Origin of the sequence: Pseudovibrio flavus (assembly GCF_009711345.1) — a bacterium.
GTDB lineage: Bacteria > Pseudomonadota > Alphaproteobacteria > Rhizobiales > Stappiaceae > Pseudovibrio > Pseudovibrio flavus.
In genome coordinates this window covers 1-26,747 of record NZ_SMMA01000057.1, presented here as the reverse complement: position 1 = coordinate 26,747, position 26,747 = coordinate 1, and the positions used below count along the sequence as shown (strand labels likewise).

At 53.1% G+C, this 26,747-nt stretch carries 24 protein-coding genes; 4 read left to right on the top strand and 20 right to left on the bottom strand.

Annotation, left to right across the window (positions count from 1 at the left end; all coding sequences use genetic code 11):
- On the top strand, positions 1-302 hold a 302-nt coding region (locus E1162_RS06055; RefSeq protein WP_257098699.1), incomplete at its 5' end, for a hypothetical protein.
- 106 nt (positions 303-408) lie between these two features.
- Here the strand turns inward: E1162_RS06055 and E1162_RS06050 are convergent.
- From E1162_RS06050 to E1162_RS06030, 5 genes are all read right to left on the bottom strand, one after another.
- Positions 409-2,055, bottom strand: a complete 1,647-nt coding sequence (locus E1162_RS06050; RefSeq protein WP_155128313.1) for a U32 family peptidase — start codon at positions 2,053-2,055, stop codon at positions 409-411.
- A gap of 198 nt (positions 2,056-2,253) precedes the next feature.
- Positions 2,254-3,210 (bottom strand): LysR substrate-binding domain-containing protein, encoded by a 957-nt coding sequence (locus tag E1162_RS06045; protein WP_155128311.1) that lies wholly within the window; start codon positions 3,208-3,210, stop codon positions 2,254-2,256.
- A gap of 474 nt (positions 3,211-3,684) precedes the next feature.
- The gene (locus E1162_RS06040) at positions 3,685-5,085 is read right to left on the bottom strand and encodes a TRAP transporter large permease (RefSeq protein WP_155128309.1); all 1,401 of its coding nucleotides are present in this window, start codon (positions 5,083-5,085) and stop codon (positions 3,685-3,687) included.
- A 4-nt stretch (positions 5,086-5,089) separates the two neighbouring features.
- Positions 5,090-5,722 (bottom strand): TRAP transporter small permease, encoded by a 633-nt coding sequence (locus tag E1162_RS06035; protein WP_371311825.1) that lies wholly within the window; start codon positions 5,720-5,722, stop codon positions 5,090-5,092.
- Positions 5,723-5,817: 95 nt separating this feature from the next.
- Positions 5,818-6,819: a DctP family TRAP transporter solute-binding subunit gene (locus E1162_RS06030; protein WP_371311824.1), complete on the bottom strand. Its 1,002-nt coding sequence runs from the start codon at positions 6,817-6,819 to the stop codon at positions 5,818-5,820.
- A 263-nt stretch (positions 6,820-7,082) separates the two neighbouring features.
- Here E1162_RS06030 and catB point away from each other — a divergent pair, with 263 nt between their 5' ends.
- Complete coding sequence (catB, locus tag E1162_RS06025) at positions 7,083-7,712, top strand: type B chloramphenicol O-acetyltransferase (RefSeq protein WP_155128307.1); 630 nt, start codon at positions 7,083-7,085, stop codon at positions 7,710-7,712.
- A gap of 12 nt (positions 7,713-7,724) precedes the next feature.
- Here catB and E1162_RS06020 read toward each other — a convergent pair whose 3' ends face one another.
- The 7 genes from E1162_RS06020 to E1162_RS05990 form a co-directional block, all read right to left on the bottom strand.
- Positions 7,725-9,068, bottom strand: coding sequence for a sigma-54-dependent transcriptional regulator (locus E1162_RS06020; RefSeq protein ID WP_155128305.1), 1,344 nt, complete (start codon positions 9,066-9,068; stop codon positions 7,725-7,727).
- On the bottom strand, positions 9,061-10,899 hold the full coding sequence (locus tag E1162_RS06015; protein WP_155128303.1) for a sensor histidine kinase: 1,839 nt from the start codon (positions 10,897-10,899) through the stop codon (positions 9,061-9,063). The genes E1162_RS06020 and E1162_RS06015 overlap by 8 nt, the downstream gene beginning before the upstream one ends.
- Positions 10,900-10,920: 21 nt before the next feature.
- Positions 10,921-12,000: a molybdenum ABC transporter ATP-binding protein gene (gene modC, locus E1162_RS06010; RefSeq protein WP_155128301.1), complete on the bottom strand. Its 1,080-nt coding sequence runs from the start codon at positions 11,998-12,000 to the stop codon at positions 10,921-10,923.
- On the bottom strand, positions 11,993-12,697 hold the full coding sequence (gene modB, locus E1162_RS06005) for a molybdate ABC transporter permease subunit (protein WP_371311823.1): 705 nt from the start codon (positions 12,695-12,697) through the stop codon (positions 11,993-11,995). Before modB ends, modC begins: the two co-directional genes overlap by 8 nt.
- Positions 12,694-13,467 carry a molybdate ABC transporter substrate-binding protein gene (modA, locus tag E1162_RS06000; RefSeq protein ID WP_155128299.1) on the bottom strand — a complete coding sequence of 258 codons (774 nt, stop codon included), beginning with the start codon at positions 13,465-13,467 and terminating at the stop codon, positions 12,694-12,696. Before modA ends, modB begins: the two co-directional genes overlap by 4 nt.
- A gap of 106 nt (positions 13,468-13,573) precedes the next feature.
- A complete protein-coding gene (locus E1162_RS05995) occupies positions 13,574-14,332 on the bottom strand; it encodes a tellurite resistance TerB family protein (RefSeq protein ID WP_155128297.1) in 759 nt (252 codons plus the stop codon).
- A gap of 137 nt (positions 14,333-14,469) precedes the next feature.
- Positions 14,470-14,952 (bottom strand): Lrp/AsnC family transcriptional regulator, encoded by a 483-nt coding sequence (locus tag E1162_RS05990; protein ID WP_155128295.1) that lies wholly within the window; start codon positions 14,950-14,952, stop codon positions 14,470-14,472.
- A gap of 122 nt (positions 14,953-15,074) precedes the next feature.
- Between E1162_RS05990 and hppD the strand changes: the two genes are divergently transcribed.
- Positions 15,075-16,187 carry a 4-hydroxyphenylpyruvate dioxygenase gene (gene hppD, locus E1162_RS05985; RefSeq protein ID WP_155128293.1) on the top strand — a complete coding sequence of 371 codons (1,113 nt, stop codon included), beginning with the start codon at positions 15,075-15,077 and terminating at the stop codon, positions 16,185-16,187.
- 41 nt (positions 16,188-16,228) lie between these two features.
- Here the strand turns inward: hppD and E1162_RS05980 are convergent, their stop codons facing one another.
- From E1162_RS05980 to otsB, 3 genes are read right to left on the bottom strand one after another with little or no spacing between them, the layout of a single operon-like run.
- On the bottom strand, positions 16,229-17,602 hold the full coding sequence (locus tag E1162_RS05980) for an alpha,alpha-trehalose-phosphate synthase (UDP-forming) (protein WP_155128291.1): 1,374 nt from the start codon (positions 17,600-17,602) through the stop codon (positions 16,229-16,231).
- A gap of 36 nt (positions 17,603-17,638) precedes the next feature.
- Positions 17,639-19,465 carry a glycoside hydrolase family 15 protein gene (locus E1162_RS05975; RefSeq protein ID WP_155128289.1) on the bottom strand — a complete coding sequence of 609 codons (1,827 nt, stop codon included), beginning with the start codon at positions 19,463-19,465 and terminating at the stop codon, positions 17,639-17,641.
- Complete coding sequence (gene otsB, locus E1162_RS05970) at positions 19,462-20,256, bottom strand: trehalose-phosphatase (protein WP_155128287.1); 795 nt, start codon at positions 20,254-20,256, stop codon at positions 19,462-19,464. Before otsB ends, E1162_RS05975 begins: the two co-directional genes overlap by 4 nt.
- 399 nt (positions 20,257-20,655) lie before the next feature.
- On the opposite strand from otsB, the gene E1162_RS05965 reads away from it, so the two are divergent.
- The gene (locus E1162_RS05965; protein ID WP_155128285.1) at positions 20,656-21,873 is read left to right on the top strand and encodes an ROK family transcriptional regulator; all 1,218 of its coding nucleotides are present in this window, start codon (positions 20,656-20,658) and stop codon (positions 21,871-21,873) included.
- Between the two features lie 34 nt (positions 21,874-21,907).
- Here the strand turns inward: E1162_RS05965 and E1162_RS05960 are convergent, their stop codons facing one another.
- Genes E1162_RS05960 through E1162_RS05940 form a run of 5 tightly spaced genes read right to left on the bottom strand, consistent with a single transcriptional unit; the run spans position 21,908 to position 26,389 of the window.
- Positions 21,908-23,056 (bottom strand): thiolase family protein, encoded by a 1,149-nt coding sequence (locus E1162_RS05960; protein WP_155128283.1) that lies wholly within the window; start codon positions 23,054-23,056, stop codon positions 21,908-21,910.
- On the bottom strand, positions 23,057-24,472 hold the full coding sequence (locus E1162_RS05955) for an AMP-binding protein (protein ID WP_155128281.1): 1,416 nt from the start codon (positions 24,470-24,472) through the stop codon (positions 23,057-23,059).
- Entirely contained in the window at positions 24,469-25,026 is a 558-nt protein-coding gene (locus tag E1162_RS05950) for a biotin transporter BioY (RefSeq protein WP_155128279.1), read from the bottom strand. The genes E1162_RS05955 and E1162_RS05950 overlap by 4 nt, the downstream gene beginning before the upstream one ends.
- Positions 25,027-25,034: 8 nt before the next feature.
- Positions 25,035-25,658 (bottom strand): energy-coupling factor transporter transmembrane component T family protein, encoded by a 624-nt coding sequence (locus tag E1162_RS05945; RefSeq protein ID WP_155128277.1) that lies wholly within the window; start codon positions 25,656-25,658, stop codon positions 25,035-25,037.
- The gene (locus tag E1162_RS05940; RefSeq protein WP_257098698.1) at positions 25,655-26,389 is read right to left on the bottom strand and encodes an energy-coupling factor ABC transporter ATP-binding protein; all 735 of its coding nucleotides are present in this window, start codon (positions 26,387-26,389) and stop codon (positions 25,655-25,657) included. Before E1162_RS05940 ends, E1162_RS05945 begins: the two co-directional genes overlap by 4 nt.
- Positions 26,390-26,747 lie beyond the last annotated feature (358 nt).

The window sequence follows — 26,747 nt, the reverse complement described above, 5'->3', positions numbered from 1 at the left end:
ACGGCGGTGGTGGCGACGGCGGCGGCAACGGCGGCGGCAACGGCGGTGGCGGTAACGGTGGCGGCAACGGCGGCGGTGACGGCAACGGCGGTGGTAACGGAGATAGCAGCGCACGTAGCGACCGTAGGTCTAGCAATGACTGCCGCCCTCATCGCGGTTGGTTCGTACAGCGCCAAAAACTCGCTGATGGCAAAACCAAAGTATTCCGGTGGCAGGTAGCAGATCGCTGCAAATGTCTTACCTACCAACAAATCATTTCGCTCGATTACTGCCAGATCAGAAAGCAGACCTTTATTCAGTAGGCGGCCTCTGTGCGAACGCAATTCAGAGAGATACGCTCCAACTTCGTCCCACCGACCCCAAAATAAAAAAGCGCCCAACTGGGCGCTTTTTGTAACTTCGTGAAAATTAGCTCACTTCGTGTTTAAGAGCGTTTTTAGCAAGCATTTCGCCCTGCTTCTTCGTCTTCAACACTTCGCGTGCCTTTTCGAATTTAGGATCTTCCCAGAAGATCATGCAGCCGTTACAGCCACGGCCACAGCAGCCATCGATCCCAAGACGCGGAGATTTCGGCGTACGATCCTGATTACCTTCAGCAATCGCGTCGATCAGCTTCTCGCGCTGGCTTTCATATTTACCCTGCTGTGCTTCGGTCGCTTCGCCGCGTGCTTCAATACGCTCGGAAATGCGGTCCAGCTTCAAGCGGTTCCACTCCTCAGAAGTAAGCGGTGTTTCCTTGCGAACGACCGTGTTTTCAGGGAAACGTGCTTTGAAGTCTGCGGTGTCGTCCTGATCAAACAAAGAGAACGGAATGCGGATGGTTGGTTGGCGGCCCGCCTGCACAACATCGCTCATTGCACCGGTCTTCGCGTCTTCAAATTCGTAGATACGCAGCAGAACAGACTGGTCGGACATCGGCTGCATGAATTCCAACACCTCGCCAGCAACAATCTTGTTCTTTACCTTCATGTAGAGCGCTTCGTCGGTCACCTTTTCGATGATACCGGCAAACTCCCACTCGCCAATGGAATGGGTGTCTTCATAATTGTGCGCGTAGTTATTGAGACGGCCCTCATGGAACGCTGTGGTGTAACCACGGTTCGCAACGGAGTACATCTCGTCCATGTACTTCTGCGGGTTCCAGTTTTCAGGATCGCGGTAGTAATCGTCAATCGCCATGCGGTAGGCGCGCGCAACGACTGCAACGTAGTACATAGACTTGTTGCGGCCTTCCACCTTTAGCGAGTCCACGCCAATGCGCAGGAAGTCGTTGAGCTTCGGCATCAGGCAGAGGTCTTTGGAGTTCAAAATGTATGAACCGCGACCGTCTTCCAGAATTGGCATCAGCTCACCTGGACGGCAGCCTTCCTCCAGCAGGAACTCGAACATGTCAATGTTGTTCTCGTTCAGCTCCAACTCTTCAATGGTGCCGTCTTTCATGCGCATGCGCACTTTGTAGTTCCAACGGCAGGAGTTTGCGCAGTTACCTTGGTTCGCGCCGCGCTCTGCCATGAAGTTGGAAAGCAGGCAGCGACCGGAATAGGTCATGCACATTGCGCCGTGAACGAACGCTTCCAGACGGATATCCGGGCACTTTTCACGAATTTCGGAAAGCTCTGGGAAGGAAACTTCACGCGCCAGCACCACAAGGTCTGCGCCCTGTTCCTGCCAGAAATCAACGGAAAGCCAAGAGCAAACGTTCGCCTGCGTGGAGATGTGCAGCGGAACGTTAGGCAGCTTTTTGCGCATGTACTGGAACACACCCGGATCAGCGATAATCAAACCATCAGGATTGATATCGCGAATGGTTTCCGCGTACTCGTCCAGCTTAGGTACGTCTTTGTTATGGGAGAAAAGGTTCAGCGTCAGATAAACACGCTTGCCGTGCTTATGGGCGAACTCGATCCCCTCAACGACCTGCTCAAGCGTAAACTCCGCCTTAGTGCGCAGCGACATATCCGGCGTACCCAGATAGATAGCGTCCGCGCCATAAAGAACAGCAATTTTAAGCTTCTGCAGGTTACCCGCAGGCATCAAAAGTTCAGATCGTCTCATTGGATTACCAACCATCCGTGCTCGATCACTTATCTAGTCCAACGTTTTTGCGGAAAAAGAAAGTGAGAGGCTCACCGGCCATTGAAGGCCGACAGAATTTCAGCTCGCAGCGCTTCTAGTCGATTTGACAGAAAAGTGCCAGTAAAAACTCTATGGATGATAGGTACTGCGAAACCTCCGGATTTCCGCAGAAACCCGCTATGCAGGCTCCGTCACTGTCCGGTTAAGTGCAGTAAGCGAGCTATCATAGGCACTTGGATAACGGGTAACCGAGTTGGCAAGCTCCCCCTCAATCCAAGTACGGAACAAGCGCATTTTAGGCTCATCTCCGCGTTTGATCTGCCAGAGCATCTTATGCCCGACACCACTTACTTGGTATTCTGGAAAGAGTGGAACGAGTTTGCGGTCATGTTCCAAATGTGCGCTAAGCAAGCTGGATTCAAGCGCAATACCAAGACCACGAACAGCTCCATCTAACGCCACATGAGCGCTGCGGAAGCTATAGGTCTCATCCACCACCGGATTGGTAACACCCGCTTGGTCCAACCATTCCTGCCAGCCAAGGGAACAACCGGTACTGCGAATGAGCGGAAGCTTGAGCAGCTCCTCCGGCTTCTTCGGGTAGCCGATACGTTCCAGCATCTCTGGTGCAATAAGCGGGCGGAACTTCTCGCGCCCAAACGGTAGCGACCCGAAACCATCGGGCACACGGTCCGTACGGACAAAGTCAAAATCATAGTGTCCGTCGCCATCAGTCATACTGTCGCCCAAACAAGCGACCGTGACGGTGATCTCACTATTAATTTCCGAAAACTTCTTCAAACGCGGCAACAACCATGAGCACGCGAGCGACTCCATGCAATGAATAGCCAGCGTGTCTCTATTGCCCACGCTTTCAATGGTGCGTGTCGCCATGGCGATGCGATCGAAGGCAACCGAAATTTCTGAGGCATACCGGTAGGCAGCAGGCGTAGGAAATACCGCTCTGGAACGTCGTTCAAACAGTTCCAACCCAAGGTGATCTTCAAGGGCTTTCAGTCTATGGCTAACGGCACTAGCAGTAATTGACAGCTTTTGCGCGGCAGCGACAAGGCTTCCCGCTTCCATAACAGCCCGAAATGCGACCAGTGCGTTTAGCGGCGGTAAACGTGTCATTCTACGCCTTCAATTCACAATGATTGTTCAGTATTGAATATTCATCTAATGAATCAGGGGTAACATAACTTTCTAGTATTTAAAACACCCATAGATTGAAAGATCAATAAAAAGTAAGAGTTGCTTACTTATTTTATGGATATTTCAAACTTAAAACTTAAGAGTTACATAGGTAAATTTAACATGAAATAGAAAGTCAGAATTAAAAACAATATTAATAATTGAAATTATTCACGGATGCTTACACGGTCAATACTTACCCTTAGGAATTATAAGTATATTAAAACGCTCCAAACAGCGCTTTTTACTAGCACCATTGGCAACCAAACGACACGTTACTCTGATAATGACAAAGCGTTTTGTATGGCCATAACGCAAACCGCGCCACAAAGTATGTAGGTATACCTAAAACATCTGCTCAATATTTAAGCGTCGGGAAACCTCAAGGCCTCCCGACACTGTAAGCTTATTAGACTATCTGGTGATAATCTCAGGCCCCATTAATGCTGTTGGCAACGCTGTTGATAGCCATGGAACGTAGGTTACAAGGATGAGGAACACGAGCAAAACCAACACAAATGGCGCTGCGGCTTTCACCACTTGCAGCAAACTCATGCCCGTTATGCCCGATGTCACAAACAAGTTGAGACCAATCGGCGGCGTGATCATACCGATCTCCATATTCACCACCATCATTATACCGAGGTGGATAGGGTCAACACCCAGCTCCATGCCAATCGGGAATACAACCGGCGCCACAATCAGCAGCAGTCCGGAAGGCTCCATAAACTGACCACCAATCAAAAGCAGAATGTTAACTGCCAGCAAGAAGGTGAACCAGTTAAAGCCTGCATCCACCATCCAGTCAGTGATCAGCTGCGGAATACGCTCAGCGGTCAGCGTGTGAGCGAAAAGCAAAGCGTTTACGATGATGAACATCAGCATCACTGTGGTTTTCGCTGAATCCACCAGCACCTTGCGGGTATCGCGGTGGAATAGAGCTGGGAAGAACCACAACGCAATCAACGTAATGTTGCGAGCTGCAGCACCTCCAAGGCTTTCACCCTCATTGCGCCAGCGCCGTCCTGCCAGCGGCCCCATATCACGATAGACAAACAGCGCGATAAAGCCTGCGTAAACGGCTGCAACAGCAGCAGCTTCTGTCGGGGTAAAGATACCGGCATAAATGCCGCCCAAGATGATGACCATCAAGAACATACCGAAAGCGGCTTCAGAGAAGCTTTTCCAAAGCACGGTCCAGCTCGGAAACGGCTGCGCAGGCAGGTTCTTTTTACGGGCGATGATGTAGATCGTGATCATCAGCATCAAACCGGCAACAATGCCCGGAATGATACCGGCAAGGAACATACGGCCAACAGACACGTTGGTTGCTGCCGAATACACCACCATCACGATGGAAGGCGGAATAAGAATGCCCAGCGTACCGGCGTTGGCAATTACGCCCGCCGCGAACTCCTTGGAGTAACCAGCCTGACGCATTGCAGCGATGGCGATAGTACCGATAGCAACAACAGTTGCAGGGGAGGAACCGGAAAGCGCGGCAAAAATCATACAGGCGAACACACCCGCAATCGCCAAACCACCTCGGAACGACCCAACAGTCGCGATGGCAAAGTTCACGATGCGCCGTGCAACGCCGCCGGTAGACATAAAGCTGGACGCCAGAATGAAGAACGGGATCGCCAGCAGTGTAAAGTTCTGCGATGCATTGAACAGCTGCACCGCGACAGAACTCATGGTGTCATGAGAAAACAGTGCGATGTACAGCACAGAGGAAAGGCCGAGCGCGATAGCAATTGGCGCACCAAACAGCAACAGCCCGAAAACGAGAAGAAAGAGTACAGCGGTTTCCATTGGGTTAGTCCTTCAGTGCGTCACGGTTTTCTTCAACCAGCTCTTCGGCTTCGTGCGCTGCAATCAGCGACTCTTTTTTGCCGGTGAGAATGAGCCAGCAGCCCTGAAGGGAACGGAAGGCAAGCAATGCCAAACCAATTGGAAGAATGCTGTATGGGATCCAGCGCGGCACACGCTCTTTCACGCCAAACATCTCCTGCACCCAAGCAGGGTACTTGAGATCTTCCATGCCAATCGGCAGCTTGTAGAACTTGGCAACATAGGTCCAAGCGCCGCCAGTAGAGCCGCGATTTTCAAGCCCTAAAAGCGCACCAAACCATGCTGCATCAAACAAAATCGCTGCGTAGAGAAATGTTGCCAGCGCCCCGAATACTGCAAACACGCGAAAGACTGGCTTAGGGAACAGACGAATAAAGGCGTCTACACCAAGATGAGCACCGATTTTGATACCGTAGCTCATGCCAAACAAAATCAACCAAGCAAACAGCACGCGAGTGAACTCCAACGCGCCGCCCCAACCGGAGTTGAAACCGTAACGCGCCACCACCTGCGTGAATGTGACAATGGTCATCAGAGCCAGAATACCCGCAATGATGTTCTCTTCGAGGGTATCAACAAACTTGCCCAAACGAGACACCCGAACGCCTCCCAAAATTCATAAGCCCGCGCCCCAGCAGGCTGCAATCTTTATTGGCCAGCCCGCAGCAAAGCGGCGGGCTGGCAATGTCGTAATTAGTTGTTGGACTGAACAGCCGCGTCGATAACATCCTGACCGATATCATCTGCGAACTTCGCCCAAACCGGGCTCATAACGTCCACCCAAACCTGACGCTGCTCAGGGGTCAGCTGACGAACTTCAGAACCAGCTTCGATGATCTTCTGCTTGTTCTCTTCGTTGATCGCTGTGGAGCGGTTGTTGTACTCGTCAGTCACTTCATTGAAGATAGTGAGGAACTGATCACGTACCGCAGGATCAAGGCTGTCGAGCCATTCCTGAGAGGTAACCGCAAGGTAGGTCAACAGCTGGTGGTTGGTTTCGGTAATACCGTCCTGCACCTCGAAGAACTTCTTGGTGTAGATGTTGGACCAAGTGTTTTCCTGACCATCAACAACGCCGGTCTGCAGCGCGCCGTATACTTCCTTAAACGCCAGCTTCTGTGCGTTTGCTTCCATTGCTTCGATCATTGCAACAGCAACGTCGGAGGTCTGAACGCGGAACTTAAGGCCGGCAGCATCAGCAGGAACGCTAAGAGGCTTGTTAGCGGAGAAGTGCTTTAGGCCGTTGAAGACATAACCAAGACCAACAAAGCCAACGTCGGACATTGCGTTAAGCAGTTCCTGACCCTTTTCACCTTTGGTGAATGTGGTCACAGCGTCCATGTCGTTAAACAGGAACGGAAGGTCGAACACGCGGTACTTCAGGGTGTACGCTTCGAACTTGGAAAGAGATGGCGCTGCGATCTGAACATCGCCAAGAAGCAGAGCTTCCATCACCTTGTTGTCGTCAAACAACTGGGAAGACGGGAACACCTGCATACAGGCAACGCCGTCCATTTCTTTGTTGATGCGATCGGCCAGTGCGCTCGCCATTTCACCCTTAGGGTGGCCCTGCGCAGCAACAACGTGGCTGAACTTGATTACGGTTTCGCCGTCGCCACACTCTTCAGCAGAAGCAACAGATGCAGTCATCGCAAAAGACGCCGCAGCAGCTGCGGCAACCAGGATTTTTTTCACGTAGTATCCTCCCAAATAACATCAGCAGGCAGCGCCGCCGCCCGCATCGGTGCTTAGTTAGCAACTCGCATGCCAACCGCACCCATATGTATTTATAGCTAGGTTCTGCTACGTATCAAAATTCATGCGCTGTGCATTTGTTACCAAATCGCTACACCGCCAATATGCATGTACCGTTTTCGACACATCTAGTTGCTATGGTGCTAGCACCTTTACAAAGAACACTGCCGCTATTTCTAAAAAGGCACGGGTAGATAAAAGCCATGTCGAATTATTTTCACTCGCCGTTTTCCGGCATCCCTCTCAAAGATCAGGTCAGCAATCCAAACATCATTGTGGGCGAACACAGCTACTACTCCGGCTATTACCACGGCCACAGCTTTGATGATTGTGCCCGCTATCTGGCTCCAGACCGCAAAGACGTCGACAAGCTGCGCATTGGCAAATACTGCTCAATCGGTTCCGGCGCTGTCTTTATGATGGCTGGCAATCAGGGTCACCAGCATGGCTGGATAAGCTCGTTCCCGTTCTTCTACAGCGCACCAGGCACTTTCCCGCTAGCCAAAGACGGTTTTCAAAAGGCAGGTGATACAATCATCGGCAACGATGTGTGGATCGGCAGCGAAGCTATGATTATGGCAGGTGTTACCGTGGGCGACGGCGCAGTAATCGCTAGCCGAGCATTGGTAACAAAAAATGTCGCTCCTTACTCCATCGTGGCAGGTAATCCAGCACGGTCGGTGAAGACACGCTTTTCAGAGGAACAGATTGCTATGCTGCTGGAAATGAAGTGGTGGGATTGGAGCGAAGCTCAGCTTGCCGATGCAATGCCTATCATGTGCTCAGAAGACATTGCTGGTCTTTACGCCTACTGGCAGGGCTACGTGGTTTGAAGACGTAAGCCCCTACTCTGCGAATGCTTCTTTACCCAAACCAAACTTCTTCATTTTCTCGTAGAGTGCCTTTCGGGAGATACCAAGCGCCTCATAGGTCGCCTTGATGCTCCCGTTCTGGCGGCGCAGTTCCGCGCTGATAAGGTCTTTCTCAAAGGCTGCTACCTTTTCAGAGAGACCAGAACCCTCACCGCTCGCCGCGCCTCTACCGCTTTGCACCCCTTGCTCGAGCCCCAGCACAAAGCGGTCCGCCACGTTGCGCAGCTCACGCACGTTGCCCGCCCAGTCGCGCCCCATAAGGTCAGCCATGAACTCAGGCGTAATCGGCGGCACATCTTTGCGGTACCGCGCCCGCGCACCACGAGTGAGGTAGTGGAAGAGAACCGGAATATCTTCTTTACGCTCGCGTAGCGGCGGAATAGCAACGGAAATCACGTTGAGCCGGTAGTAAAGGTCTTTGCGAAAGCGTCCTTCATCGCAGGTCTTTTCAAGGTCTTCCTTGGTTGCCGCAACAAAGCGTAGATCCAGAGGTAGCGGCTTGTTAGACCCCAAGCGCTCAATGCTGCGTGTTTCGATTACACGCAACAGCTTGACCTGAAGCTCAAGTGGCATGGATTCAATTTCATCCAGAAAGACGGTGCCGCCCGATGCGTGTTCCAGCTTGCCAATGCGCTGACCGCTAGCGCCGGTAAACGCCCCTTTCTCGTGCCCGAAAAGTTCAGACTCGATAATATCAGCAGGCAAAGCCCCGCAATTGATCGCCACAAATGGCTTATCTTTGCGCTCACCTTCCTCATGCAGGGCTCGAGCAACAACTTCCTTACCCGCTCCCGTCTCACCAAGAATGAGAATATCGGCATTGGTATTGGCCAGCGCCCGTACAGTCTGGCGCAAATGCTCCATGGACGGAGCTTTACCAACCAGCCGTTCTTCAAGGCCGGAAAGATCACCCAATTCTTCACGCAGAACGCGGTTTTCAAGGGTCAGGCGACGCTTTTCAAGCGCGCGTTTCAGCACTTCACTAAGGGAGGAGACAGGAAACGGCTTTTCAAGAAAATCATAGGCACCCGCTCGCATGGCTTCCACCGCAAGCGGCACATCCCCGTGCCCCGTAATAAGCACCACCGGCAAGGCAGCATCAATATCGAACGCTGCCTTCAACACCGCAAAGCCATCCATGCGCGGCATGCGGATATCGCTTACCAAAACACCGTGAAACTCGTGGGAGATATGCTCCAGCGCCTCTTCAGCATCCGCTGTGGCGATAACATTATAACCGGAAAGCTCAAGCCCTTCTTGCAAAGCCTCGCGAAGGTCCTCGTCATCATCAAGCAGCAGGATTGTTGCATCACCCATGAACTTCTACCTCCGCAACATCGGAACAAAGACGCAGTTCCATCGTAAAACAGCTTCCACCAAGGCTAGAGCGCGAGTAGGTAAGATCCCCTTCGAAATCGCGCATGATTTTGTAGGCGATTGAAAGGCCGAGCCCAAGCCCCTCGCCCACATCCTTTGTGGTAAAGAACGGATCGAAAATCTGCGAGACAATACTCTCGTCCACGCCGGTACCGCTATCTTCTACAGACAAGCGCAACATTTCCCTGTCCTGCTCAGCTTTAATGGCAAGGCGCGGCTCGACCTGCCCTTTCATTGCATCCAGCGCATTGGAGATAAGGTTCATCAACACCTGAGAAAGGCGCACTTGCCCAGCCTTAACCTGTAGCTCTTTGTCGGGAAGTTGCAGATCAAGCGCTACATTCATTTGCTTGCAGCGCGGGCCGATTAGCATTAACACCTCATCAACCACAGGGCCGATTGCAACAGCAGAAACATCGCTCCCCGCTTTCCGCGTAAAGCCCTTCAAGCTTCGGCTTATCTGCGCCAAGCGTTCTACCATCGAGACAATGCGGCCCAACGACTTTTCGGCCTTTTCCGCCCGTCCGCTATCGATATAAATTTGCGCGTTTTCTGCGTGGGTCCGAATTGCTCCAAGTGGCTGGTTAAACTCGTGGGAAAGCGCTGCCGACATCTCGCCCAGCGTCGCAAGTTTTGCAGACTGAATAAGACCTGCCTGCACCCGCTGAAGCTCGAACTCCGCTTGCTCTCGCTCGCGCACCTCGTCTTCAAGACGAAGGTTTGCGGTGGTTAGTTCCTGCGTACGCTCGTTAACCCGCTCTTCCAGTTTGCGAGCGGCAAGCCGGTCCTGACGAATACGCTCCACCAACTGCCTGCGCCGTTCCGCCAGAACCCACAGCAACCCTAGGCCAACGATGCATAGTAAGATCGCGCTTATCGTTGCTCGCGCTGCCTGCTGGCGCACTTGGGTGGTGTCGGAAAGAACCATCACGGACCATCCAAAAACAGGCAGCTCCTGCGCCATTTCCAATCGCGGCCGAGGCCCAAGCGGCATAGGCAGTTCAATCAAGTTGAATGTACGGTCCTGCTGTCGTTTGTATAGAACATTGTCCTGCCCAACCTCGGAGAAAACGGTTCCGGTAACAGGCTCCATCACACGCCCACGCCAGCCGGAGATATTAGTCGCAACGATGCGCCCAGCCTCATCAACCGCCATCAAACCGTCTTTACTCAGCGCCCACGCCTGTTCCACATCCGCAAGGCTAACACGCACACCCACAAGACCCAGCAGCTTACCTTCACTTCGCACAGGCGAGGCGAACACATAACTTGCTGGCTCGTTAGGGCCGTTCATCACCAACTGGCGGCCAAGTCGCCCTTGCAATACGGCGCCATAAGCTTCGCTAAAACGGGCAGGATCAACCGCGCCCAGCGCTTTCTCCGGAACAAGATTGGAAACGCTGAAGTTTCCATCAAAACCATGAACCCATACTTCTTGCGCACCGGACATTCCGGCAATCAGCTTGGCAAAACGGCTTGCAGCTTCTTTATCGCGCAGTGCTAGTAGATTGATAACTTCGGAACTGCGGCTAAGCAGTGGAGGCAAGAGGCGGTATTTGTTGAGGTGTTTTTCAAGGCTGGCCGTTTGTACGGCAAGGGTCGCTTCCCCGCGCACTTCCAAGTCTTTCAGGTAAATGCTCTCGCTCACCCGCATTGTGAGCCAAGCTGCGCCGATAACAACCACAATCAGCACAATAATAAGCAGGCCGGTCAGGTTCTCCCAGCTAGAACCTTTAGTTCTCACAAGACCGGGTTTTGCCCGCCTGCCCATTACCTAACTCCCCCATCCGCGCTATACCGCAAACTCCTTCGGCAGCGCAGCGCTCTTCACCATTGCCCAAACCTGTTGCCCCGCGCTTAACCCGAGCGCATGAACCGCATGGCGTGTTAGCCGCGCTTTCAGGCTCTGCTCACCCAGAACGCAAGTAACTATGACATTGGCATCGCTGATTTGCCGGATGTTGGCAATGCGCACTTGGAATGCATTCCGCAAGGAAATGTCGAGCGGCCTTTCCTTGGCAATCACCACATCGCGGGCGTTGATGTGCAGGCGCAAACGCGCGTCTTTGGTAACTTTCAAGTCAGGCAGCAATAACGTCTGCCCTTCCACATCAACGGAAGTCAGGCTCCATTCTTCATCAAAGCCGCTCACAGTACCCACAAGCAGACTACCTTCGCCCGATGCGCCTTCTTCGGGAAGCAGATCATGGGCGCTGAGCATTTTCGTCAGCGGGCCACTGGCCACTGTCCGCCCTTGCTGCAGTAGAACAAGATGGTCCGCCAACTGCTCTATCTCGGAAAGGGAGTGACTGACATAAAGGATCGGCAGCTTCGTCTCGCTCTTCAGCCTTCCGAGGTAAGGCAGGATTTCAGCCTTCCGCGCACCATCCAGTGAGGAAAGCGGCTCATCCATTATCAAAACAGCTGGATCGCTCAACAAAGCCCGACCAATAGCAACGCGCTGCTTCTCGCCGCCAGACAGATCACGAGGGCTGCGGGAAAGAAGATGGGATATGCCGAGCAGTTCCAGAACATCGCTGAATTTTTGAGAGCTATGCTCTCGATGCGCCCAGCGAGAAAAGCGCAGGTTTGCCTCCACATTCATTTGCGGAAAAAGGCGCGGCTCTTGAAAGACAACTCCTAGCCGCCGCTTGTGCGTGGGTAGGTTGATACTTCTGGCGCTATCAAAAACGGTAGCATCGCCAAGCCGGATAGTTCCGGCTGAAGGCGTATCCAAGCCGCAGATCATCCGCACAAGGCTCGTCTTACCGGAACCGGAAGGCCCAAACAGAGCGCTAACGCCGCCGCTATTTTGGAAAGCCGCGTTGATTTGGAAAGAGCCGAGCTGACCGCTGATATCAACGTCAATCATATTGCCCCCTCACCCGCGCCGCCACATAGCGGGCCAGAAATTCAGAGGCCAGCAACGCTGTAACCGCCACAACAATAGAGATGATTACGAGGCGCGTCACGGCTTGCTCTCCATCTATGGATTGCATCTCGGTGTAGAGCGCCAGAGATAGAGAGCGCGTCTGGCCGGGGATATTGGCAACAAAGGTTATCGTCGCGCCAAACTCACCCAAGGCTTTTGCAAAGCCAAGCACAGCGCCAGAAAGAATGCCCGGCGCAGCGAGCGGAATGCTTACGAGAAAGAAGGTTTTTAATGGAGACGTACCCAGCGTGCGGGCCGCTTCTTCCAGCTTGCTATCTACTGCTTCAAACGCCAGACGGATGGGCCGCAAAATAAGCGGAAACGCCATTACGCCCGCAGCAAGGGCAGCGCCAGTCCAGCGAAAGGCGAAGGTGATGCCAAGATACTGCTCAAAGAACATACCCAGCGCGCCCTGCTTGCCAAACAAGATAAGCAGCACATAACCGGTAACGACAGGGGGCAAAACGAGAGGCAAATGCGCCAAAGCATTGAGCGCCGAGTGCCCCCAAAAGCGATAGCGCGCCAACACATAGCCAAGCAGTAATGCAGGCGGCAGAGAGATCGCCAACGCCAAGCTGGCAATCTTCAACGATAGCCGCAGCGCCTCCCATTCGGCGGGGGTAAGAAAGTCGCTCACTCGCCCTCCGCCTTAAAGCCAAAGCGCTTCAACGCCGCTTTTGTTTCCGCCCCTTGCAAAAAGCGCATAAACGCCAGACCAGCCTCGCTGGCTTGGGTGGTCGGCGCTCCTACAATCTCGATAGGGCTGTGACTGTCTGAAGGGATTTCGGCAGCAATAGCAACGCGCGGCTCTATAAGCACATCGCTGCCGTACACAATGCCAAGCGGCACTTCACCCCGCGCTACAGCAGCAAGGGTAACGCGCACGTTTTCCATTGGGGCGAGCTTGTCTTCCAGCGCATCCCACAGACCAAGGCTCTTCAATGCTTCTTCTGCATAGCGGCCAGCCGGAACCGTTGCCGGATCACCAATCGCCATTCTGTTATCGGAAAGAACGTTTAGCAGGCTCTCTTCATCAAGAGAGGAAAGAGCCGCACCACCTGCAGGCCGTACGAAAACAAGCTCATTGCCAGCCAGAACGGCGGGTTGTTCTGCAAGGACGCCTTTGTCCAAGAGATACCGCGCCCAGCGCGGATCAGCGAGAACCACAACATCAGCAGGCGCGCCACGGGCCACCTGACGGGCAATCGCGGCTGAACCGCCAATGACAATGGAGACATCTTCGCCAGTCTGAGCTTCAAACTGGGTGGCGACCTCTTCCAGTACATCCTTCATACTGGCAGCGGCAAAAACCATGACCTGCGCACCAGCGGAAAGGCTAAGCGAAACCGATGAAACACACAGCGCAATGGTGAAGGCCAATAGCTTGCCCACAAACCTGCCCGTCATGTGCCTCCCCTTTATAGGCCAATAAAATCACTGGCTTAAAGAGAACACATCCGCACCGCTTCGCCAACCCTTCCTCTGGATTATTTCGTAGTTGAGAGCGAGGTTGTTATTCGCTCGCCTGCGCCTGCCTAACAGCTGCATCAATCTCGGCAACCAAGCCATCTTCAAGGCCCAGGCGGGCGGCAAGTAGCATAAGGTAAGCGCGTTCTGCAGCTTCTTTCGGATCAATCGCCAGTCTGGAAACAGTGTAAAGCTCGATCGCCATCTCAGGAGACGTTGCCGAGGCAATCACCTTCTCGATATCCAGCGGAGCCTGCAACTCGTCCATAATGAACGCCTTGGCTTCAACGCCCAGACCTGCTTCGCTGATGCGGGAGAAGATGCGCTCCTGCTCGCTGCCATCAATATGACCATCAGCTTTGGCTGCCTGAATCATTGCAATAACCAGAGCAAGGGCCTGCTCGTCCTGCGCGACTGGCTGGTTGGCCGGATCAAACTGGGTGTTGCTGGTATCAGGAAGCGCCAGAGGCTCTGCCGCCTGCGGAGCGCCGCCGGACGGAGGCGTTGGCGCGGCCCCGCCTGCTGCCGGCGCCTGCTTGCCAGACTGATAGGACTGATAAGCCTTGTAAGCCAGACCGCCAATCAACGCCAAGCTACCGTACTGGACGGCTTTTTTTCCCAGCTTGCGCCCCTTTTTGGAACCCATCATCACGCCAGCCAAACCACCAGCAAGAGCACCACCGGCAATGCCGCCAGCATTGTTCTGCAGATAGCTTTTACCTTTTTCGGCAATGCCACCTGCTTGGCTGCCAGCGTTTTGCCCAGCGCCCAAGAACTGATCGAGAAGCTGTTTAGTGTCGAACATGATTTGGATACCTCACCAATAAATCTTTCCAGAGATCATGGGATTGCAATCATGGCTATTCAAGGCGCGGCTGAATATTTCCGTTAAGTCGCCCCATTAAATTTTGGCAAGGTTTACAGCGCATCCCGCGCCTCAGGCTAGCTTACATACTCCAACGGCAAGTGATTGCTGCTCTTGAGCGTCTCCATTGCAATGCTGGAGCGCACATTCTGCACCGCTTCATTAGACAGAAAGTCGTCGCTGATCACCTTGCTGAGCGTTTTCAAATCCGGCACGCAGACCTTCAGCATGTAATCAATATCGCCGGTCATTGTGTAGGCTTCCTGCACGCAGGTCATATTCTGCACCAACTCAAAGAACCGCTTGGAGTTTTCCTTGCTGTGGTTGGAAAGACTAATTCCCACAAACGCCGTAACGCTTAGGCCGAGCTTGGAAGGTGACAGATCGGCCCTATAGCGCTTTATAACGCCGGACTGCTCCAAACGCTGACGCCTGCGGGAAATCTGGGAGGGCGAGAGGTGAATTTTTTCGCCAATCTCCTGATTAGTCTGGCCCGCATCCTCTTGGATTTGCGCAAGCAACTTTATATCAAAACTATCAAGGTGCAATTTTTCGCTCATAGATTGTAAATTACACGCATTTTTCGTGCATATCCAGCGCATTTCTACGCAGTTTCACACAGATAGTGTTTTTGATTTGGGTCAAACTATTGGAAATTCACGATAAACTATGGAGCAAGGTGATGGGTCCGTTTCCACATGATGCACCTCCGGCAGTAATTTCAGCAGAAAATCCGGCAGGTACCGATGGCTTTGAATTTGTCGAGTTCTCTCATGCAGAACCGGAAAAGCTCGACATCCTTTTCCGTCGCATGGGTTACGTGCCGATCAAAAAGCACCGCACCAAAGACATCTGGATCTACCGTCAGGGTGACATCAACTACGTGCTGAATGCAGAGCCAAACAGCTTTGCTTCCCGTTTTGTTGAAGAGCACGGTCCTTGTGCCCCATCCATGGCTTGGCGCGTGGTTGATGCCCAGCATGCGTTCGACCATGCCGTTGCAAAAGGCGCTGAGCCTTACACCGGCGATGATAAAACGCTGGATGCTCCTGCCATTATGGGCATTGGTGGCTCGCTGCTTTATTTCATCGATAAGTACGGTGTGCGCGGCGACGCTTACGAAGCCGAGTTCGACTGGATTGAAGGGGCAGACAAGAACCCACGCGGCGTAGGCTTCTACTATCTCGATCACCTGACCCACAACGTATTCCGTGGCAACATGGACAAGTGGTGGGGCTTCTACCGCGAACTGTTCAACTTCAAGCAAATCCACTTTTTTGACATCTCAGGTCAGGCCTCCGGTCTCCTTTCCCGTGCGATCACCTCGCCGTGTGGCAAGATCCGCATTCCGATCAACGAGAGTGCCGACGACCACAGCCAGATCGAAGAATACCTTAGACGCTATAAGGGTGAAGGCATTCAGCACATCGCTGTTGGCACCGATGATATTTACGGCGCAACGGACGAGCTGGCAGCAAACGAGCTGCGCTTCATGCCCGGCCCGCCAGAAACTTACTATGAGCGCAGCCATGAGCGGGTGAACGGCCATGACGAGCCGATTGACCGCATGAAGCAGCACGGCATCCTTATTGATGGTGAAGGTGTTGTTGACGGCGGCATGACCAAGATCTTGCTACAGATCTTCTCAAAGACCGTCATTGGGCCGATCTTCTTTGAATTCATTCAGCGCAAGGGCGATGAAGGCTTTGGTGAAGGAAACTTCCGCGCGCTGTTTGAGAGCATCGAGGAAGACCAGATCCGTCGCGGCGTTCTTGAGCGCCCTGCTGCAGAATAAGCGTCACGGCTAAACAACTGTATTTTGATGAGGGCAGCCCGTTAAACGGCTGCCCTTAAATCTTTAAGCAGCGTGTTGGCCCATGCCTTTGCATCCTCCACACAAAGCCGGTCAAACATTGCCTGCCAGCGCTCGCGTCGCTCTTCCAGCGGCATTGTCAAAGCCGTTTGCAATGCGGCTGCAACTTCCTCTGATGAATGCGGGTTGACGATCAACGCCTCGGTCATGCGCTCGGCCGCACCTGCAAAACGCGAAAGAACAAGGACACCGGGGTCTTCTGCCCGCTGTGCAGCAATGTACTCTTTAGCCACCAAGTTCATGCCATCGCGTAGAGGCGTAACCAGCCCCACTTTGCTGGCACGGTAAATACCTGCAAGAGAGCGCCTTGGAAACGAACGGGTGAGAAACCTGATCGGCGTCCAATCCAGATCAGCAAAGCGCCCGTTGATATGCCCAGCTAGACCTTCTAGCTCACGGCGAATATCGGCATAGGCATCAAGCTCCGATCGCGATGGCGGCGCGACCTGCATCAAGCTTACAAGACCACGGTTTTCAGGATAGTCCTCCAGCAAGCGTTCAAACGCCCTGAACCGCTCTGGCAAGCCCTTGGAGTAATCAATGCGGTCAACGCCAATAATCTGATGTCTGCCATCCAAAAGCTTCTCCACGCGGGCTATATGACGCCGCGCGTCGGGAGAATATGCTGCTTGGCTATAGGCTTCTGCATCAATGCCAATTGGGTAGGCTCTGGCATGCACGACGCGGCCAACGGCCTTAACGCGCCCACCTCCAAGGTCTTCTCCCTGAAGTTCCTCAATGATGAAACGGCGGAAGTTGGAAGCATCCCGCTCCGTCTGAAAACCCACCAGATCGTAAGCCAGCATACGCCGCACGAGCGCATCAGCATTTGGCAGCGCTGCAAGTATCTCAGGCGCGGGAAACGGTACATGAAGGAAGAAGGCAATGGGGTTATGCACGTCCATCGCCCGTAGCTGCGCCCCCAATCCAAAGAAGTGATAGTCATGCACCCACACGATATCATCTTCTCGTATTTCCGGCCCAAGGCGCGCTGCAAAGCGCTCGTTCACGCGCCTGTAGCCATCTTCAAACCTGCGATCAAAATCAGCGAGATCTAACCGGTAGTGCAACACCGGCCACAACGTGCGATTAGCATAGCCAATGTAAAACTCTTCATAGTCAGCGGGGGTGATATCGATTTGCTGCAGCAAAACATTGCGTTGCTTTTCCTGCTGCAACGGGCCAAAGGTGCCTTCATCAGACACTTCTCCGCTCCAGCCGAACCAGACACCGCCCATTGCCTTTAGCGTGTCAACAAGGGCGACAGCCAAGCCTCCCGCGCGGCCACTATCTTTGATTGGCCCGACCCTATTGGAGACTACGACTAGTCTGCTCATTCTCTTTCCCCCTCACAACAAAAATGTCCGTACGCGTTAAGTGACCGTCTCCCAACTGTTGGAGAGGCGAACCGCGCCGTTGATAATGCCCACCATGGAATAGGTCTGCGGGAAGTTGCCCCAAAGCTCGCTCGTATCCGGTTTGGTATCTTCGGAAAGCAGCCCCACATGATTGCGGCAGGACAAAAGCTCCTCGTAAATTTCACGCGCTTCATGCTTGCGGCCAATGCGGGCCAGTGCGTCGATGTACCAGAAGGTACAAATGTTGAACGCGTTCTCCGGCTCACCAAAATCATCCGCAGCGTGATAGCGGAAAAGATGATTACCCCGGCGCAGCACTTCGCCAATCTTGTCTACCGTTGCAATAAAACGCGGATCATTAGCTGGCAAAAACCCGACCTCCGCCATCAGCAACAAGCTTGCGTCCATATCCTTGCCGCCGAAGCTTTCCACGAAAGAGCCAATCTCCTCATTCCAGCCATGGGTGCAAATGGCCTTGTGAATTATGCCTGCCCGCTCAGACCAGTACTTCACCTTGCCGGTCAAGCCAAACTGGTGCGCGATCTTTGCAAGACGATCACACGCCGCCCAGCACATAAGCGAAGAGGATGTGTGAACACGCGCACGGTGGCGCAGCTCCCAAATGCCAGCATCAGGCTCGTTGTATAGCTGGAAGGCCCGCTCGCCTGCCTGCTCAAGGCGCATAAAGTCGTCAATCTCAGGCTGGCGTAGCAACCGTTTGTCAAAGAATGCCTGCGACGCGCCCAAAACGATATTGCCATAAACATCGTGTTGGAAATGCTCATAGGCTTGGTTGCCAACGCGCACTGGCTTGTTGCCACGATAGCCGGGCAAATCCACCATCTGCTCTATGAGTGTCGCCTCAAGGCCGATGCCATAAAGCGGCTGAACGTGCCCGCCGTGGGTCTGCATGGAGATGTTATTGAGATAACGGAGATAGTTCTCCATCGTTTCCATCTCAGAAAGACAGTTCAAAGCGCGGATCACGAAAAACGCATCCCGCAGCCAGCAATAACGGTAATCCCAGTTGCGAACCGTATTGTTCGCCTCAGGAATAGATGTTGTAGCTGCCGCGATGATCGCTCCGGTTTCCTCATAGGTGCACAGCTTCAGCGTAATGGCTGCGCGGATAACCGCCTCTTGATACTCCAAAGGCAACCCGAGCCTACGGCTCCAGAGCTTCCAGTAGTGCTCTGTCTCCTCCTGAAAATCTCGCGTCAGTTTTTCAGGATGTTCGGAAAGGCTTTCATCCGGCCCCAGATAGAACGACAAAGGCCCGTCGATGAGGAACGGCGTTTCCTCGCGAATATAAGTTACCGAAGCGCTGGTGGTGAGACGAAGGGTAATATCTTCACCCACATAGCGAATGTGGTTGGAGCCAAAGGTAATGACCGGCTCTTTCTTGCCCCAGTCAAAACGCGGGCGGCACTGCACCTGAATGCGCGGATGACCGGAAATTGGCACAACACGGCGGGCAATAGAGTTTGGACGGAACGAACGCCCCTTGCGAAGAAAGCGGGGCGCGAAATCGGTTATCTCAATGGCGTTGCCGTGCCCGTCATAAATGCGCGTTTTAACAACAGCGGTGTTCTCGACATATTCCTGCTCGCTGCGAATGGCGCCGATCAGGTTGATGGAAAACGTACCATCTCCCGGTTCACCATTGGTGCCAAGCAGGGAGTGAAAAACAGGGTCGCCATCAAAGCGCGGCAAGCAGCACCAAACCACCCGCCCCATGGTATCGATGAGCCCCGCAAACGAGCAGTTGCCAATCATCGCCATGTTCAGATTTGGCTCGCTCAGCGGAAAAGCGGGAAAAGAGACGGGTGCGTTTTCACTCATTCTTTATTGCTCCGAGTGGAAGAAGTCTTTGACACATGACCGTTGCGAACATCCTCAAAAAACAAAGGGACGTTCAACTGGCCTAGCCAGTCATGAACACTGCGCACATCGGGCAGTCGAAAAATTGCATCGCTTTTTTGCTCGCCCACCTTGATGCCGTAGCCGCCAAGCTCCTGCACAACGCGGATGCCATCTTCATCAGTGGTATCATCGCCGATAAAGACGGGAATGCGGCCTGCAAAGTCGGGCTGGCGAAGGAAGCGTTGAACCGCTGTGCCTTTGTCTTCGGCAGCAGGCTTCACCTCCACTACCATGTGCCCATGGATGGTGTTCAGCGTCGGGAACTGCTCGGCAAGTCTGGCAACCTGATCACGGATTTCGTTTTCCCGCTCAGCCTGGGCGCGGTAGTGAACCGCCAGCGCTATGCCTTTGTCTTCAAGGAAAATGCCGTCTTGGAAGAGGTTCGCCTGAAAGAACTTCTCTTTGATCTCCGGAATACCCGGCCACGTCTCGGCACTCTCGATCGGGTGCTGGCGAGACATGCGACGCTCAAGCCCGTGCAACCCTGCGGCCGGAAGCTCTGTCGGCATTAGCATAAAATCCAGAAACTCGATGGGACGACCGGAAACCAAGGCGAGCGCCCCTCCAAGCCCATCATAAAGCTGGTTTAAATGCGTCGCTAATCCATCAACCACCTTCACGCTGTCAGGTGTGGGCGCCAGATCAACCAGCGTTCCATCGAAATCCAGAAACAGCGCCATATCGGCCGTGAGCCTTGGAGGGACAGTCATTGCACTTCACCGTACCGTTGTTCCGCTATTCCACTCACGCCGCTAAATCCTTATCTCTCTGGCTTATCATACTGGCAAGACAACAAATTATACTTACACCTTTGAAATTGATTGGCAATTAATTCGCGAGAGAAAGTCTTTTTCAAAAACTTCATATTTTGGAATACTTAACTCCGCGAAACAGCCATAGAACATACCCTTAGGATATCACCGATATTTTTAGTTTATGAAACCTAAGGAAAGCCTGTTCAATTCCGTCAGCATTTCTTTAACCATCATAAATGTTTCAAAAATGTCTTCGTTCTAGCGCCCACACTATTCTGATAAGAATTCCACCATCGGCTCCCCTGCCCCCGAAGATTTGCTATTCGGCGCGGCCAAAAAGAAAACAACAGGCTGATGAAAGACAAATTCGACCGTGAGCACATTCGCCAGCACAACAGAATGCTTATCCTCTCGCGGATAAGAAGAAGCGGAACCACGACCCGAACAGACATTGGCGACATGACGGGCCTCTCGCCCGCAACCGTTACCACCATCACCGCAGAGCTCATGGCCAGCGGCCTTCTCAAAGAAGAGCCGGACCGTATCAGCGTATGCACGAAAGGCCGTCCGCGCTTAACGCTCTCTTTGATGAAGGATGCGGCGTTTGTGGTTTGCGGCGCGATCACCTTTAACCAGCTAAACCTTTATCTCTGCGGATTTGACGGCTCCGTTTATGACCAGCGGCAAGTGCAATTCAACTCGTTCAAAACCACTTCCGCCGACCTAACGCCCATTTTGCTAGACCAGCTTCGCGACCTATTGCAGGCAAACCACGTTGACCGTTCCAGACTTGGCGAGATCAACATCTCAATCCAAGGCGTTATCGGAGAAAAAGAAGGCGCGGTTTTATGGTCCCCCGCCCTTGCTGACGGACATTTCAAGCTCGCTCCCGTTATTGAAGAAGCCTTCGGCGTTCCCTGCCGTCTTGCCAACGACACCAACATGATTACCGAGGCGCTCCACTGGGTTGATCCCGCCAGATACAACGGAACCTTCGCAGTCATCTTGCTGCACCAAGGCGTTGGTATGGGGCTGTTTATCGACAACGAACTCTACAGCGGCCAAACCGGAACAGCAGCAGAGTTTGGGCACTCCATCCATATCCCTGAAGGCGATCGTTGCAGATGCGGAAAACGGGGATGCTTGGAAGCCTACCTTGGAGACTATGCCATCCTGCGTGAAGCCAGCGGCGCAGGAGGTACGGCTGAAGAGGAAGAGTTCTACGGCCAGTCAAACGCGTTCAATCGGCTCATTGAAAAAGCCATGGCTGGAGACGGGCCGGCGCGCGCAGCCTTTGAAAAAGCCGGAAAGGCGCTAGGCATCGGAATTGGAAGGGTTATTTCGCTTTTTGACCCCGGCCGCATTGTGTTAACCGGGCCGACTATGCGCGCGTATCCTCTGATGGAAACAAGCCTTCGAGAGGGGTTTAGCGAGACTATGGCAAGTAACCTCGACACGCTACTAGAGCTTGAAGTGTTACATTGGAGCCCTGACCTGATACGCCAAGGCATGATTGCCCAGAGCCTCGCCCGCGTGGACGAAACCCTGTCATTTAACGTGAAGCAACTGTAACAAACCGCCCCTACCTCTATGGCGTTAGATACAATTATCCGCGACTTAAAATAAGCGCTGTAGCGAGGCCGCCAGCAGCCGCAATTGCAGCCATGCCCTTCGCGCCTGATGGAGCATTCTTTAGCTCTTGAAACAGGCGTACAGCCAAAATAGCGCCTGACGCACCAATAGGGTGCCCCCTTGCCAATGCACCGCCCTTAATGTTCACACGCTCTAATGGCAACGTGCAAACGCTAGCATTGCAAAGCGCCTGAACAGCAAATGCTTCCATCAATTCAACGACATGAAGATCATCCGGCACCAGCGCATTTCGCTCAAGCAGCGTTTTGATAGCGGCTTCTGGCGCAGCTGGCGGAAGCTCAGGATCACCGCCGATACTCAAACCATCGCCAATGATGATCTGGTCGCTAAGCCCGCGCTCCTTTGCTAAGTCCCTATCCATAACAACAAGTGCTGCAGCAGCGTCTGCCTCTACTGCGGTTGTGGCGGACGTAATCTCACCGTCACCGTGACGGGCAAGGACGGGTGCGCGTAACGCAAGCTTTTCACTGAGCGAGCGGGTAAAGCCATCAAGCAGATCAGCGCCCTCACCGGTTACACTGGTGATCTCGTCCCCAAAGACTTCTGCACTTTGAGCAGCCTTGGCTTTGCGATGGCTTTCAACTGCCCACCGTGCTTGCTCTTCAGCAGTTATTCCCCGCAAGGCAGCGAGCCGCGCGGCTGCCTCCAACATGTCAGGATCACGATCTATCCACGGCGTGAACGGCGGACGCAAATAGAATTCGGGGGCTCTATCCTCTTCCAGCGGTTGGTGCGCCCTTAGGGGGCGGCGACTGAAACTCTCCACACCGCCGCAAATAACAATACGTGCACGCCCGCTCTCAATGAGCGAAGCTGCAAACAACACAGCATCCAGACCGCTACAGCATTGGCTATCAAGCGTTACAGCAGGCACCTGCTGGCTTATGCCCGCTTGTAACGCACACACCCTTGCAGGGTTACCGCTGCCATAAAGCCCGTTGCCAAGCACAACCTGATCAATGAGATCCGGCGAAATTCCAGCACTCGCCATCGCCGCTTGTGCAACAGGAGCCCAAAGATCGCCAACGTTCAGAGCCTTGAAAAGCCCTCCCTTGGGTTGAACGGAACTACGCCGCGCAGCAACGATGACAGCCTCGCCCATCTATTTGATCCTTATGGCATACTGGTTTTGAAGTGCGACAAGATCCGTCTTACCAGAACGGGTTAGCGGCCACTCCCCTTTATGGAGAATATAGCGCTTGGGGCTACGCGCCGCGCCTGCTTTATCCCGCATCTGGCGAGCAAACTCATCAGTACCGCCAGCACCTTCTGCTTGAAGGATAGCGAGAACGGTTTGCCCACGAAGCTCATGAAACTCACCAAACACAGCAGCGTTGGTTACACCATCTAGCGAAAGCAGAACGCGCTCTATCTCTTCAGGATAGATATTCAGGCCGGAAGTTATAATCATCCGGTTTTCCCTGCCAGAGACAAACAGGAAGCCATTCTCGTCGAAATAGCCATGGTCGCCAATGCTGACAAAATCGCCATCTCTGACAAAATCCGCAGAACCTGCAGCAACATAGCCACTCATAACAAGAGGACTATTCACCCAGATACGCCCACTGACGCCGCTAGGCACTTCATTTCCGTCGCCATCGCGTATCTCTAAAGAAAGCTGCGGCACAGGACGGCCTACGGAACCTATCGGAGCCTGCTCTACTGGGTTTGTAACCGCCACAAAACTCAGTTCCGATGCACCGTAAACTTCCAAAACCTTGGCATTTGGGAAAGCAGTTTTCAGGTGCACTTCGTTATCTTCCAGCCACTTAGCTCCGCTAGAGATAATCTTGGTTACTTTCAGCAGAGGTGTTTTAGCCGCCCTTGCCAGCACATTAAGCTGTGTTGGAGTCCCGTAAAGCACTGTGGCTCCGCCGCTTTCCATCGCGCGGATAAACGCCTTGGGCTGAAACTTGGCGGCCATTATGAGCGAGGCACCGCTGTGCAGCGCATGTAACGCGCCATAGAGATGATGAGAATGCGCTACAGGGCCGGGCACCGCCACACAATCTCCCTCACCCACTCCAAAGACCGTGGATGAAACCTCAAAGCTCTTCAGCCACGAAAGGTGATTGCGACAGTATCCCTTCGGCTCACCAGTGGAACCAGAGGTAAAGCCGATATAAAAAGCATCGCTCTCATCGGGCACAAGATCCACTCTAGGGGAAGCCTCGCCCGAGGCAATGAGTTCGTCGTAGCGCTGGCTATCTATCGTTTCCGCGCAGTTTGCAGCCAACCGCAGCTTTTCCAAGCGCTCCTTTGGCCACTCGGGATCAAGCACGACAGCCGTATTGCCAGAGCGGATAACTCCAAGAAACGCGACACAGAACTGGAAAGGATCGGGATTACATATCCCGACCCGCTGACCACGGATGCCTTTTTGCGACAAACCCGCTGCCACCTTTTCAACCGTCTCAAAAAGCGCTGCGTTTGTTACAGCGCCGCCCTCAAAAAGCAAAGCCAGCGCGTTAGGGCGCTGGCTCGCATAGTCTTTTAGATAATTACCTATGTAGCTCATGCACGTGACAACAAAGCGGAAGGCATTCCGCGTGCAACCGTTTGCGCTACAACAGCGGTAATCGCCACCTTAATTAAATCACCTGGAATATACACGAGGCTGCCAAGTGCCGCTTTGTCTAAAGGCAAACCAGCCAAAATAGAAAGGCCAGGAATGCCAATAAGATAAACCGCGCCAATTCCGCCAATCACAGCAGAAAGCGCCGCACTGAACAGAACATTTCGCTCGCCAGTTGCTTTCATGACAGAACCGGCAACAAACGCACCCAGCACCCAGCCGATGAGGAAACCAGCGGACGGTCCATAAAACACAGCCAAACCACCACGGCCACCAGCAAGAAGAGGCATGCCTAGAGCGACAAGGAACAGGAAGAGAATAACGGCAAGGCTACCGCGAACAGGGCCGAGCATAACGCCAGCGAGCATAACACCGAGCGACTGTGCGGTAATCGGCACGCCGCTTAAGAATGGAATAGAAAACGCAGGCATAAACCCGAGCGCTGCAATAAGTGCCGCATAAAGTGCGATCTGAACTAAACTACGATCTTTGGTCATAAATTTTTTTACCTTTCTCCAGAGCGCTTTGGCAGCCCTTCGGCACCTCCACGCGCTGTTAAAGCTTCGGCAACATGCTCTGCCATTTTTAACGTATGCAAAGCAAACGGTGCCAACAAACGCCAGCTATTGCGCTTGCCTGTTCTTGCGAAATACGCCTCTTGCAAAGAAGCATACAAGCCAAGCAGTACGGGAATAAACCGGATAACCAGCGCTACGGCTAACGAGATTCTTCGCGTTGAAACGCCAAAGAAGCCCAGTGGCCGAAATAGCGGTTCCACTGCATCCATCATTTCTTCCAGTGGAGTTGTTATACTCACAAAATTGGCAATGAGAACCATGGAGAATAGACGAAGCACCACTGCCACACCTTCAGCGTAACTTCCTAGCACCACATGAAACGCCAAAATGAAGCCAAAAATCCATAGCAGTGGCCGAACGACTTTGAGCGCGAGAAGCCCCCTTTCACCCAAGGAAGCATAAGCTGATAGAACCAGAACCAGCAGCCCAAGCGAAAACCAGTACTGAGGAAAAGGGATAAACAGAAGGCTGATAATAAAGAGCGTTACCAGCTTGAAACGCGCTGATAGGCGATGCGCCCAGCTCGTACCGCCAATGTAGAGGGAAATCAAAACTCTACTCCGCTATACTCGAGCGAAGTACGTTTCTCGTTCTCCAAATATGCTGGCAACACATCCTGAGGCGCACCATCGCCTTTCAACTTGCCGTCTTCAAGCCAGAGCACACGGTCATAGTCTTCAAGAACATTGAAAAGGTGGCTTACAAAAACAATCTGCTGGTCAAGCTTCTCTAGTTTTCTCTGTAACTGGCAAATCGTACGGAAATCCAAGCTCGAAAACGGCTCATCCAGTACAAGCAGCTTCGGTTCCATCACCAGTACAGCAAGGATACAAAGGTACTGCTTTTGACCTTCTGACAGCTCATGAACAGGCTTATCGCAAAATGCTCCAAGGCCATGATCTTTCAAAAATCCTTCCGCCTGCGCCTTGGCAAGTTTCTTATCAGCACCCTTCTGCCTTAAGCCAAAGGTGACCTCTTCAAGAGCGGTCGGAAAGATAAGCTGATGATCAGGATTTTGGAAAACAAAGCCAGTCACCTCACATAGGCGGCTATGGTCAGCCTTCGCATCAAGGCCGTGAACTTGTAACTCACCAGAGGTTACAGGCAGCAAACCATTCAGACTGCGAATGAAGGTCGATTTACCCGAACCGTTACGCCCGATGATACCTACCCGCTTCTCGGCAATTAACGCACTCAAATCGCTAATAACACGATTGTTGCCACGGTTAATCGAAACACCCTTACAAGAGATCAATCCAGATTGAGAAGAGGAAGAATTCAAAGCAAAACCGCCCACTATTTAGCTGCTTGGCCTTATACAAAATGTAACAGATGGAATCCAGCACATCTCCGGTATTCTCTTCGAGCGGTACCTAATGGCTGTCTCAGCCTGCAACAAGGTTCCAACTTTTGACCACACTGTTTAAGGGTATATCTCTTATCTTCCCTACTCAATCTTCCCCACCTTCTGCCATGCCGGACTTGCTCCGGCATCCAGCTTGCGGCAGTGGCGCCTGAGGTATTGGCTTAACTTCCCACCCTTCGGGCCTTTTGGCTTTTCGGCCTCTGTTTTGTTGGATTTGGCAGGCATGCTTCTTGACGCGAGGTATCAGTCTTTCCAACCTCAGGCGTATTCCGCG